The organism is Burkholderia sp. 4M9327F10, from assembly GCF_005503145.1.
In the GTDB taxonomy this organism is placed as follows: Bacteria; Pseudomonadota; Gammaproteobacteria; order Burkholderiales; family Burkholderiaceae; genus Paraburkholderia.
Genome location: NZ_SCNV01000077.1, coordinates 20,973 through 32,987, shown reverse-complemented (window position 1 = coordinate 32,987; position 12,015 = coordinate 20,973). Strand labels below are relative to the sequence as shown.

At 59.6% G+C, this 12,015-nt stretch carries 10 protein-coding genes and 1 pseudogene; 4 read left to right on the top strand and 7 right to left on the bottom strand.

Annotated elements, in window-relative coordinates; translation table 11 throughout:
- The 6 genes and pseudogenes from FFS45_RS42640 to FFS45_RS37210 all read right to left on the bottom strand — a co-directional run.
- Positions 1 to 119: pseudogene (locus tag FFS45_RS42640) on the bottom strand (copper resistance protein CopD); the annotation flags it as partial.
- Positions 119 to 493, bottom strand: coding sequence for a copper homeostasis periplasmic binding protein CopC (gene copC, locus FFS45_RS37230; RefSeq protein ID WP_137959629.1), 375 nt, complete (start codon positions 491 to 493; stop codon positions 119 to 121). The pseudogene FFS45_RS42640 and the gene copC, both read right to left, overlap by 1 nt.
- Positions 494 to 557: 64 nt before the next feature.
- A complete protein-coding gene (locus tag FFS45_RS37225; protein ID WP_137959628.1) occupies positions 558 to 908 on the bottom strand; it encodes a copper-binding protein in 351 nt (116 codons plus the stop codon).
- Between the two features lie 64 nt (positions 909 to 972).
- Positions 973 to 2,268: a copper oxidase gene (locus FFS45_RS37220; RefSeq protein ID WP_137959627.1), complete on the bottom strand. Its 1,296-nt coding sequence runs from the start codon at positions 2,266 to 2,268 to the stop codon at positions 973 to 975.
- A 1-nt stretch (position 2,269) separates the two neighbouring features.
- The gene (locus FFS45_RS37215; RefSeq protein WP_137959626.1) at positions 2,270 to 3,703 is read right to left on the bottom strand and encodes a TolC family protein; all 1,434 of its coding nucleotides are present in this window, start codon (positions 3,701 to 3,703) and stop codon (positions 2,270 to 2,272) included.
- Complete coding sequence (locus FFS45_RS37210; protein ID WP_249363087.1) at positions 3,700 to 4,062, bottom strand: hypothetical protein; 363 nt, start codon at positions 4,060 to 4,062, stop codon at positions 3,700 to 3,702. The genes FFS45_RS37215 and FFS45_RS37210 overlap by 4 nt, the downstream gene beginning before the upstream one ends.
- 748 nt (positions 4,063 to 4,810) lie before the next feature.
- On the opposite strand from FFS45_RS37210, the gene FFS45_RS37205 reads away from it, so the two are divergent.
- Both FFS45_RS37205 and FFS45_RS37200 read left to right on the top strand, forming a co-directional pair.
- Entirely contained in the window at positions 4,811 to 5,482 is a 672-nt protein-coding gene (locus FFS45_RS37205; protein ID WP_137959631.1) for a heavy metal response regulator transcription factor, read from the top strand.
- Positions 5,479 to 6,876 (top strand): heavy metal sensor histidine kinase, encoded by a 1,398-nt coding sequence (locus FFS45_RS37200; RefSeq protein ID WP_137959625.1) that lies wholly within the window; start codon positions 5,479 to 5,481, stop codon positions 6,874 to 6,876. The genes FFS45_RS37205 and FFS45_RS37200 overlap by 4 nt, the downstream gene beginning before the upstream one ends.
- A 144-nt stretch (positions 6,877 to 7,020) precedes the next feature.
- Here the strand turns inward: FFS45_RS37200 and FFS45_RS37195 are convergent, their stop codons facing one another.
- Positions 7,021 to 9,228 (bottom strand): copper-translocating P-type ATPase, encoded by a 2,208-nt coding sequence (locus FFS45_RS37195; protein ID WP_249363088.1) that lies wholly within the window; start codon positions 9,226 to 9,228, stop codon positions 7,021 to 7,023.
- Positions 9,229 to 9,603: 375 nt separating this feature from the next.
- Between FFS45_RS37195 and FFS45_RS37190 the strand changes: the two genes are divergently transcribed.
- Both FFS45_RS37190 and FFS45_RS37185 read left to right on the top strand, forming a co-directional pair.
- Positions 9,604 to 10,545, top strand: coding sequence for a LysR family transcriptional regulator (locus FFS45_RS37190; RefSeq protein ID WP_171029865.1), 942 nt, complete (start codon positions 9,604 to 9,606; stop codon positions 10,543 to 10,545).
- A gap of 159 nt (positions 10,546 to 10,704) precedes the next feature.
- Positions 10,705 to 11,853, top strand: coding sequence for a porin (locus FFS45_RS37185; RefSeq protein WP_137959622.1), 1,149 nt, complete (start codon positions 10,705 to 10,707; stop codon positions 11,851 to 11,853).
- Positions 11,854 to 12,015 lie beyond the last annotated feature (162 nt).

The following is a 12,015-nucleotide window of genomic DNA, read 5'->3' as shown; positions in this document are numbered from 1 at the left end:
GCGGACGGCGAACGGGCCAGCCACCGTTCGCTCAGCAGTGCACCGACGAGTACCGCAAAGCCGAGGTTGTGCAGCGCAACGGATGCGAGCCGCAAAACGCCGAGGAAACCGTCATTCATCACTTCACCTTGAAGGCGTATGTGCCTTTGGTCTTATGGGCATCCTGTGTCATGACGGCCCATTGCACCGAATAGGAACCGGACGACAGCTTCGGAACGGCAAGCGTCAGAACACGCCGATTCGACGGATCGACCTTCGCTTTTTCCTTACCGACCGGTGCGCCACTTGCGTCGGTCACCTTGATCGTGCTGAAAGTGGACTCCAGGTCTTCGTTGAACGTGAGCCGTAACGCGTCAGGTGCCGCATCGACCGTGCTGCCAGCCGCCGGCTCGGCGCTCTCGAGCTTGCCGTGAGCAAATGCCGCCGCGGGAACTAACGCAATAGCAGCGGCTGCGGCGACGCTCGCTAACCATTTCTGATTCAGTGCTTTCATATCGTGTGGTCCTCAAATCGTCGGTGAAACGCTATGGCCGTGGCGCGGCCACGGCCCGCATGCGTCATTGCTTCTGCAGCTTCGTCACGGTCAGTGCGCCGTCCACTTCTTCGGCCACGAAATCAATCTTGTCGCCGACCTTGACCTGCGAAATCATTGCCGGGTCCTTGACCTTGAACACCATCGTCATGGCGTCCATGCCGAGGTTTTCCAGTGGACCGTGCTTGATGGTCAGCTTGCCTGCAGCCGTGTCGACCTTCTTGACTTCTCCGTGCGACATGCTGTTCTTCGCGTCGCCCACCTGTTTCGCGCTGCCTCCGCTCATGTCCATGTTGCCCATGTCGCCAGCCGCATAGGCCGAGCCCGAAATCGCCAGGGCGACGCTAACTGCAACAGTTGCAAATACGTTTTTCATCACTCTTTCTCCTGCGTTGAAATAAAAAGTTGAGCCGGACCGCAAAGTCCGGCGAGACGGAAAATCAGCTGTCCGGCAGCTCGCCGGTGTATTCGTAGGCGACCGTCCCTTTGGGGTGTTTGAACCAGCCCGGGTCGCGATAGTCCTTGCGCCCCAATCCCTCGCGAACCTTCACAACGGTGAACATGCCGCCCATTTCGAGCGCGCCAAACGGACCTTTGCCGGTCATCATTGGTAGCGTGTTGTCGGGCAGTGGCATCTCCATCTCGCCCATCGCGCCACCTGTGCTGCCCATCGCCATGTAGTCGGGCACGAGTTTGTTGATGCGTTTCGCGAGGTCCTTCTGCGGCACGCCAATGAGGTTCGGTACGGAGTGCCCCATCGCATTCATCGTGTGGTGGGACTTGTGGCAGTGAAACGCCCAGTCGCCGGGCCGGTTTGCCGTGAATTCGATGGCGCGCATCTGCCCGACCGCAACGTCTGCGGTCACCTCCGGCCAGCGCGCAGCCGGTGGAATCCATCCACCATCGGTGCCTGCAACCTCGAAGTGATAGCCGTGCAGATGGATGGGGTGATTCGTCATCGTCAGGTTGCCGAAGCGGATCCGCACACGGTCCCCAGCGCGTACCGGCAATGGGTCGATGCCCGGGAAGACACGCGAATTCCACGTCCACATGTTGAAGTCGGTCATCTCATTGACGCGCGGCGTGAAGCTGCCCGGGTCGATGTCATACGCGGACATGATGAACACGAAGTCACGGTCGACCTGCATCACACCCGGGTCCTTCGGATGGACGATGAACGTGCCCATCATCCCCATCGCCATCTGCACCATTTCGTCGGCGTGCGGGTGATACATAAAGGTGCCGTGCTTCTCAAGCTCGAATTCGTAGACGAACGTCTTGCCCGGAGGGATGTGCGGCTGCGTGAGGCCACCGACGCCATCCATGCCGGACGGCAACAGCATTCCGTGCCAGTGAACGGTGGTGTGTTCCGGGAGTTTGTTGGTCACGAAAATACGGACCTTATCGCCTTCCACTGCCTCGATGGTTGGGCCAGGCGCCTGGCCGTTATAGCCCCAGAGGTTCGCGTTCATGCCCGGCGCCATTTCGCGCACTACCGGCTCGGCAATCAGGTGAAACTCCTTCCAGCCGTTCTTCATGCGCCACGGCAGCGACCAGCCATTCAGCGTGGCGACGGGCGTGTAGGGACGGCCATTGGGAGGCGCGAGTGGGGGTTGCATCGTGGCCTTGGCCATCGTAGGCGCCTCGGGCAGTGACGCAGCACCAGCCTTGCTGACGAGAGCCGCCCCCAGCAACGCGGCCCCCGAGCCGCCAAGAAATTTTCGACGTGACACCATTTCATTTACCTTCGGAATCTGTAGGCGACGCCGGTTGCGTCGTGGGTGCGGATGGCGCTGAAGCCACCGCAAGTGGCGGTATACGGCCACCAACTGCCTGTTGCAGGTCGGTTTCCGCGAGCCAGTAGTCCTTCAGCGCGTCGATATAGCTGTTCACCGCGCCAACCTGGTCGCGCGAATCGGCGAGCAGTTCGAACACGCTCGCGAGCATGCCGTTGTAGCGAAGCAGCAGCTCGTCGGAAATCGTTTTGCGGATGGGTACGACTTCGTCGCGGTAGTGCTTCGCCACGTCGTAGTCGGTGACATAGGCCGAGTACGATTCGCGAACCTCGGACCTTGCGTTAATCGCCGTCTCGGCAACGCGATTGACCGATTGCATGTAAATCGCTTCGGCGCGCGCAACCTTTGAGCCGCCCCAGTTAAAAATGGGAATCTCGACGCTGATTTCATAGCCCTGTTCATGGCCGTCGGCGGTCGTGAAATTGTTCTGATACCCGACGTCCAGCGCGTTGATGAAGCGCGTCGCCTTGCTGAGACCCAACGAGCTTGCGACACTCTGCGTCTGCAGCTTCGCCGCCTGGATGTCCAGCCGGTTCTGCATCGCAAAGCTCTCAAGGTCGTTCAGCTCAGGCCTGGTCTTGGGAAGATCCGGCAGGCGCTCGGGCAGCTTGTATTGCGTCCCGGCACCCCACACGCCCATTGCACGAGTAAGTTTCTCCCGAGCCGACACGGACTGCTGCCGCGTTTTCGCCAGCTGCGCCACGGCGTCTGCATAGAAAGCCTGCTCACGCGCGTAGTCGAGCTTGCTGAAGTTGCCGGCCTGCTGCATCCGTAGCGAGATTTCGGCACCGGCCTCTGCCGAATCCTTGACCTGCTCGGCATATGCCGAGACCTGCTCGGCGGCGACCGCGCTGACATAGGCCCGTCGCGCGTCAGCGGCCACCTTGAGCATCGCGTCTGCGGCCAGGAGCTTGGTCTGCTCGAAGCGGCGGCTCTCGATACGCGTCGCCAGCGGCAGCGTCAGGACATTCAACAAGCCGAGCGTGAAGGTGCGACTGATGCTCAGATCGTTGCTCCCATGGGTGCGACTGAACATGAAACCTGGGTTGGGTAGTCGTCCCGCTTGCACAAGGTCCGCCTCGGAGATGCCGAGTTCGCCGTATGAGGCCTGCAGGCCTCGGTTGTTCAGCAAAGCGATTTGCACGGCGTCGTCCATGCCAAGCGGCCTGGAAAGCAGTTCCTGAGTACGTTTTGCAACCGTGTCCCTGTCTTCGTCGGTCTTCACCAGTACGGCGTCTTTCCCAAGACGCTCGGAGGCGGTCGTGGAAACGGTGTTGAAGCCGCCGTCCTTCGAAAAGGTCGTACAGCCTGCAAGAATCACTATCACGCCAGCAGCCGTGACCAATCGGCTCGTTGTGCCGAGATACCGGGTCATCTGGATACTCCCCCGCGTTCTGTTGAATGTTCTTTCGTGCTGGTGGTCACTCCGCCGGCAGGCATCTGACCGTGATTCATACCGGCCATGCCAGAGGCACTCACGACCGCCTTATTCAGATCGCGCCATGAACCTGGCCCCTTGTCCTGATATGGCACGTAGTCGGCAAATGCGGACGGGACGTCCGACGCAGCCCCCACCGACGCAGCGGGATCCGCCGGATCTGCTGGTGGTGGCGCTGCATGCGCAATCATCGGCAAAGCTGCCGCCACGCCCAGCAGCGCCACAGAAAACCTTCGCATTGAATCTTTCTCCTTGTCATTAAACTGGTTGGCCAGTCGATCCGAGATCACCGGCACGAATCGGAAACGTCACGGCGCGCAGCCGCAGCGGTCTGATCAGGCAAGGGAAATACGTGGGGGACGTTCAATGCCATCAGTCAGAAACCGGATCGGCTCCGCAGGGGCAGGTCGCGGTGCGGACGCGCGAATTGTGTCGACCGATTCATGCACGGGCGCGGACAATGGCGCTCCTGCACCGGGACAGCAGGACACGCATGTCGAACAGGCATCGGGGCAGCGCACGTCACCGTGGTGGTGCTCAGGAGCGATATCACTGACACTCGCCGTCCGCAGTTGAGGATGCACCTGCCCCACCCCGACCATATCTGCGCGTTGCACCGATGCCACGTGTCCTGCAGCATGCGGCGATCCGCACTGCATGGAGATGGCCGTGAACAACTGAACCGGAAGGCTCAGGAGCAGCAGCACGATAACGAAGAGTTTGCGCCAGTACGACATGGTGACGGAGTCTAGCAGGCGATTTAAGACGACTGTAAGCATGCGGGCGCACCCGCCGTATACTGGCGGAGCTAACTTTGCGGGCGAGCGACAGGCTTTTTCGGCATACATCCATGCACGACCACGGCCCGAAGCTTATCTGCGGGCGAGTGACGATGAGATGGCGGCAAAATGACCATTTTTTCAGACATGCCCAAGATGAAAAAAATGTCATTTTGCCGTCATCCTGGGGACCCGATCGGCGCGCTAGTCTGGCGTGGTCAGACTCGTTCGGCTTCGCCCGCTATATAACGTCAATCACTTTTTTATGCGGATACTCATAGTCGAAGACGAGCCAAAGATGGCCTCCTACCTCAGGAAGGGGCTGATGGAGGCAAGCTATACCGTCGATACAGCTGACAACGGCAAGGACGGACTTTTTCTCGCGCTGCACGAGGAGTTCGATCTGATTGTGCTCGACGTGATGCTACCGGGACTCGACGGCTTCGAGGTGCTAAAACGTCTCCGGGAACAGAAGCAGACCCCTGTTCTTCTACTCACGGCCCGGGACACGGTCGAAGACAAGGTCGAAGGCCTCGAACTAGGCGCCGATGACTACCTGGCCAAGCCCTTCGCCTACGCCGAGTTCCTCGCGCGCATCCGGTCCCTGCTGCGGCGCTCGCCGCGTGGGGTACGGGATATGCTGGTTATCGCCGATCTGGAAATTGACCTTATCAAGCGGCGTGTGCGGCGCGCAAACACCCGCATCGATCTGACCGCACAGGAGTTCTCGTTGCTGCAACTGTTAGCTGAGCGCCAGGGAGAGGTGTTGACGCGAACGTTCATCACTTCGCAAATCTGGGACATGAATTTCGACAGCGACACCAACGTGGTTGATGTGGCCATCAAGCGACTACGTTCGAAAATCGACAATTCGTTCGACAGAAAGCTGTTGCGCACGGTTCGGGGAATGGGTTACGTGCTTGACGATCAGTCATGACAGCTAGTTCCACGTATTCACTACTCAGGCGTCTTACGGCCGCGTTCTCGACAGTCGCCATTGTGGTCTTCGCCATGATGGGAACCTTCCTGTACGACTCGCTGTCGACTGAACTGCAGCGGCGCGACGACATTGAAATTGGCGGCAAGCTGAACCAGTTTCTGCAGATGGCCCGCGATTCCGGTTCGAACGAGGCGGTGCGGGCTAACGCGGACATGTTCCACGAAGTGTTGCTTTCACATCCCGGCGTCTATCTTGCGATCTTCGACCGGCGGGGCGCTGCCCTGGTCCAGCACTCAGACAAATCGTCAGTCGACCTGTCGTCCCTCGCTGCAAGAAATCCCACGCCGCTGGAGCCATACACGTGCGAACCCTTCGGCATCGGCCGGTCCCGCTGTATCTTTGCCGAAGAGAAACTGCCGTCCGGCGAGCCGGTTCGGGTTTTGCTCGTCAGGTCCGCTAATGACCGGCATTCGCTGCTCAAAAGTTACCGGATCGACATCTGGCTGGCAGCGGCCGTCGGCGCCGCACTGGTGGGCACATTGGGCTACGCTGTCGCCCGGCGCGGACTTGTCCCCGTAAAGAGTATCGGACGTCAGACCTCCCGTATCGAGGCGCACAATCTGAGCGAACGGCTGAACCTCAGGGGAGGGCCTATCGAGCTTCAGGAAATTGCAGTCTCGGTCAATCGCATGCTCGACCGGCTCGAGCGTGCGTTTGTCCGTCTCTCGCAGTTTTCCTCCGATCTGGCGCACGACATGCGCACCCCGCTTGCCAACGTCATCAGTTCGTCGCAGATCACACTGTCCCGAGCGAGAACGAACGAGGAATACGAAGTGCTCATCGACTCGAATATCGAAGAGTGCGAGCGGCTCCAGCGTATGATCGAAAACATGCTGTTCCTCGCGCGCACGGACAACGCGACGCAACACATCAAGTTCGCCGATCTCGATACTGAAAGCGAGTTCCGCCGGCTGGCATCCTACTTTCAGGGACCAGCTGAGGAAAATGGTGTACGCATTGCAGTTGAAGGGAATGTGAAGATCCTTGCCGATTCAACGATGTTCCGGCGCGCCGTCGGCAACCTGATGTCGAATGCCCTTGCCCATGCGACCGTTGGATCCGCCGTCGAGCTATTCGCGTTTGACTCGCCACAGTTCGCGATTATCGAGGTCACCAATCGGGGAGAGCCGATAGCACCGGAGCACATCGAGAAGATATTTGAACGGTTCTACCGCGTCGACGCGTCACGGCATGGCGCGGCCAAGAATTCGGGCCTGGGCCTCGCTATCGTGAAATCGATCATGGAACTGCATCGGGGCAAGGTGGATGTCGTGAGTGATGGCCAGCGAACAACCTTCACCCTCTATTTTCCGCATGTGCTGCACGCATGACAGCGTTGCAGCGCAAACTGTGAAAAACAATCGCTCTCCGCGGCGCCCTGCTCCCCGCTCCGTCCCGATCCTAAACAATCACGACCCTGAATTTGCCTGACACAAGTTCGGGGCCGTCGCACGTCATGCTTTCCGGCATGGGAGCTACCGGTCAATCTGAACTGCCCGCAGCCGAAGGGCATTGGCAACCACACTTACGGAGGACAGCGCCATCGCAGCAGCTGCAATGACGGGCGACAGCAGGATACCGAAGAACGGGTAGAGCACGCCAGCCGCAATCGGCACACCAACCGCGTTGTAGACGAAGGCAAAAAACAGGTTCTCCCTGATATTGCGCATCGTTGCCTTCGAAGCTCGTCTCGCGCGCACGATGCCCAACAGATCGCCCTTAAGCAAGGTAATTCCAGCGCTTTCCATCGCAATGTCAGTTCCTGTTCCCATCGCAATGCCAACGTTTGCCGCAGCGAGCGCAGGTGCGTCGTTGACGCCGTCTCCGGCCATTGCCACTACCCGCCCCTGCGCCTGAAGGCGCTCAACAACAGCCCCTTTGTCGTGCGGCAACACTTCCGCGACGACTTCGTCAATGCCGAGTTTTCGTGCAACAGCCTCCGCGGTCACCTTGTTGTCACCGGTCAGCATGATGATTCTGATTCCTTCGCGATGTAGCGCGCGGATTGCCTCCGGCGTCGATTCCTTTACGGGATCCGCGATTCCCGCAAGGCCAGCATAACGCCCGTCGACGCCAATATAAATGACCGTCGCGCCTTCAGACCGAAGCGTCTCACCTGGTTCACCGGATGGAATTACGACGTGTTGTTCGAGGAGAAATTTTGCGCTGCCGCAGACAATCTTCCTGCCGTCGACAGTCCCGAGAACACCCTTGCCAACGGGAGAATCAAAATCCGTTGCCGGCAGCAGCGCCAGGCCTCTTTCCTGTGCCGCCGAGACAATAGCTGCCGCCAGTGGGTGTTCGCTGGCGCGTTCCACGCTCGCCAACAGCTGCAAAAGCTCGCCTTCATCCCGCGTCCCGTCTGGCTGAACGGCCACGACCTTGGGGCGGCCTTCGGTCAGGGTGCCGGTTTTGTCGACCAAGAGCGTGTCGACCTTCTGCATCTGCTCAAGCGCTTCGGCATTCCGGATCAGCACGCCGCGCTGGGCCGCGCGACCGACGCCGACCATGATGGACATGGGAGTCGCGAGGCCCAAGGCGCAAGGACACGCGATGATCAATACTGCAACGGCTGCAATGATGGCGTAGGACAGCGCGGGGCTGGGCCCCCATCCAAACCACGCGATAAACGCAGCAAGTGCCACGAGAATTACGCCTGGCACGAACCAGCCAGCCACCTGATCCGCCAGGCGCTGGATGGGCGCCCGGGTTCGCTGTGCTGACGCGACCATCTGGACAATCTGTGCAAGCAGCGTATCGGCACCGACTCTTTCCGCCTGCATGACGAAACTGCCCGTCTGGTTCAAGGTGCCGGCAGTGACCTTCGATCCAGGCGCCTTGGCTACGGGAATCGGTTCACCTGTCACCATCGATTCGTCGACGGTGCATCGCCCCTCGGTGACAACGCCATCCACCGGCACTTTCTCACCCGGCCGGACGCGAAGCAGATCACCAACCTGCACCGATTCCAGGGCAACCGTTTCGTCTGTTCCATCGGGACCGACTCTAGTGCCCCTCTTGGGAGCGAGATTCAGCAGCGCCTTGATCGCGCCGGATGTCCGCTCGCGTGCGCGCAACTCGAGCAACTGGCCCACCAGCACAAGCACGGTAATGACCGCCGCGGCCTCAAAGTACACGGCCGCTGCCCCGCTCGTACGAAAGGCCATCGGAAATAGCTGTGGCGCCACAGTCGCCACGACACTGTATGACCAGGCCACCCCGGTACCAAGCGCAATCAGTGTGAACATGTTCAGACTGCGGTTCACAACAGACGTCACGGCGCGCAGAAAAAAAGGCCAGCCAGACCAGAGAACCACCGGGGTTGCCAGCATGAGTTGCAGCCAGTTCGATACCTGTGGCGCAACGAGACGGTCGAGCCTGAGCAGATGAGTGCCCATTTCCAGAATCACGACGGGCACGGTCAAGATTACGCCAATCCAGAAGCGTCTCGTGAAGTCGCGGAGTTCGTGGCTTTCCTGGGCGTCCGCCGTAACGGCGACCGGTTCGAGGGACATGCCGCAAATCGTGCAATTCCCGGGCCCCAATTGACGCACCTGTGGGTGCATCGGGCACGTGTATTCGACACTGGCCGGATCGACTCGCTGCCCCTGCACTGTCGCCCGTGGCTCGGCGTCTGAACCGGCATCGTGGTGATGTGCGTCGTGATGTTGGCGATGCTCCATTTCCGGATGCAAATCATGCACGTGGTGCGCACCGTGCGTTTCCGGGGCCTGCAATCTGGACGACTTTTTCATGCTGCCCGCCTCAATCATGAGATGACAGAAGGAACAGTAAACCTTTCCATGAGGGGAAGGTCAAGGTTCTCCTTCCTCTGCTTTCTGGAACCGCACCGTCCAGAAAAGCTATGTCCGGTCATCACAACTCCGTGGCCAGATTGCCGGACGCAGACCGGGCTGGCCTGGCGTCACTGCGGCGCATCGATTTCTGAAATCGGCCACGTATGCAGACCGGTGCAACATGACGAAACGGTCACCTGCTCGTCAGAGTCCCGTCATCGTGCAAATGCCAATCTCATGCGACATTTTCCCCCAGTCGCCATGAACCAGCTTGCCACAATGCGTATGTTCACCAAGGTTGCCGAGGCGCTGAGCTTCTCCGTCGCCGCAAAACAGCTTGGCGTCTCAAGTGCGGTGGTGACACGGGGCATTGCCACGCTGGAAGCCTACCTCAATGTGCGCCTGCTTAACCGTACAACGCGGCACGTATCGCTAACCGACGCAGGACACGCGTACTGGCAGGGGTGTGCCGAACTGCTCAACCAGCTAGACCTGCTGGAAGGAAATATCTCGTCCGTAACGCATGAGTCGATTGGCTCACTCAAGATTGCGGCACCCGAGTCCTTCGCAGCAACGGACCTTGGTGAACTGGTAGCTGCGTATCATTTGATCGAGCCACGTGTCAGCTTCGAATTGACCGTCATCGAAGGCGCCCAGGAATTCATCGTCAACGACTACGACGTGTGGTTCAGCGCGGAACGTCGCTTGCGCGATTCGTCACTTGTATGCCGGTCGCTGACACCGGTCCGGGACGTGATCGTCGCGTCGCCGGACTATCTGACAAGACGCGGTCCGCCCCTCATCCCGCAGGATCTGTCCAGTCACGATGTGCTGCTCGCATCGGACATGCTCGGCCGTTACTGGGAGTTCTGCGACGCTCACGGTTCACATCGCGTCGCGCTCCGCCCCATCTTCAGCTCGTCGAATTTGGTTGCCGTGAAGCGGGCCGTCGTGGCAGGCCTCGGGATTGCACGCCTGCCCAGATCCCTGATCCTTTCCGAACTGCAGGACGGTTCACTGCAGCCCGTGCTTGGTGGCTTTGATGTCGAAGGCGACGAGCGCACCGTGTGGATGCTTTATTCAGGAAAACGCTATATGACACGGTGCGTACGCAGCTTCGTCGACTTCACCGTGGCCCGTTATCGGCAACCCGACATATCGATCCACGAATCGGACTCTCATCGCAAGATGCGAGTTGGGTGACTGCAACATCTTTTGGTCAATACAGAATTGCACCGGAACGGCTTTTCTGCTGCCCTAAAGTGTGCTCGCCCTGTGCCTGCCTGTTGTCGGCCCCGTATCTAGACAACGCAATATGCGCGGCACAGCACGGATATGTTCACACTCTCAGGATTGACTAATATGAAAAGATTGCTTGTCGCAGGCGCTTCGTTGGGCGCGGTCGTGTTTCCGCTCCACGCATTGGCGCAAAGCAGCGTAACGCTGTATGGCCTCATCGACGAAGGCCTGAACTACACGAACAGCGTAGGCGGCCATAGCAACGTGGAAATGCAAAGCGGCTTCGCGCAGGGTAGCCGCTGGGGTCTGCGGGGCACGGAAGATCTTGGCGGCGGACTCAAGGCGGTCTTCCAGTTGGAAAATGGCTTTGATGTCAATTCGGGGGCACTGGGCCAGGCACATCGGATGTTTGGTCGCCAGGCCTGGGTCGGCATGCAGTCGGCGACCCTCGGCACGGTGACTCTCGGGCGGCAATACGATTCGGTGGTGGACTATCTTGCGCCGCTCACAGCCAACGGCAACTGGGCCGGCTACCTGCTGTCACACCCGTTCGACAACGACAACACCGACAATTCGTTCCGTCTGAACAACTCCGTGAAGTTCGCCAGCAACACGTATGGCGGCTTTTCGTTTGGCGGCCTGTATGGATTCAGCAACCAGGCCGGCGGCTTTGCGAACAACCGCTCGTATAGCGTCGGTACTCAATACGTCGGTGGGCCGGTCGCGATCGCCGCAGCCTACATGCAGATCAACAACCCGGGCGGAACGAATACCGGATCGCTGGCCGCCGACGATACTGCGTTCTTCGCGGGGCGTGAGCGAGTGTGGGGCGCAGGCATCAATTACACGATCGCCGAAGCAGCGATTGTCGGCTTCGTCTACTCGCACACCGACCTGACGAACGCGACAGGATCGGTCTACGTCGGCAATTTTGCCAATGAGGCGAGTTCGCTGAAGTTCGATAACTTCGAACTGAACGTCAAGTACCAGTTCACCCCGAGCATCTTCGCCGGTGCGATGTACAACTACACGATCGGTCACTTTGACAGCACAGCGGGTAACTCGAAGCCGAAGTGGCAACAGGTCGGCCTGATGGGCGACTACAAGCTGTCGAGCCGGACCGACGTCTACGTGCAGGGCATGTACCAGCACGTGTCGGGAGCCGCAGCGAGCGCGGCGCCGCTCAATACTGCGTACATCACAGGCGCCGATGCGCCGTCCTCGACGACGAATCAGATCATGGCGCGTCTGGGCATCCGGCATATGTTCTAAAGAGGGTATTGTCAACATGTTGACAATACCCGAGCAGCGTCTCAAAGCCGAACGGGGCATCGATACGTAGCGTCAGACGCACATCCATCTTGTGTCCGTCAAATTCGACGGCTTCATACGGTCGCGTCGCGGGCTTTCGTAGGGTTTCAGGCTCTTCACTCC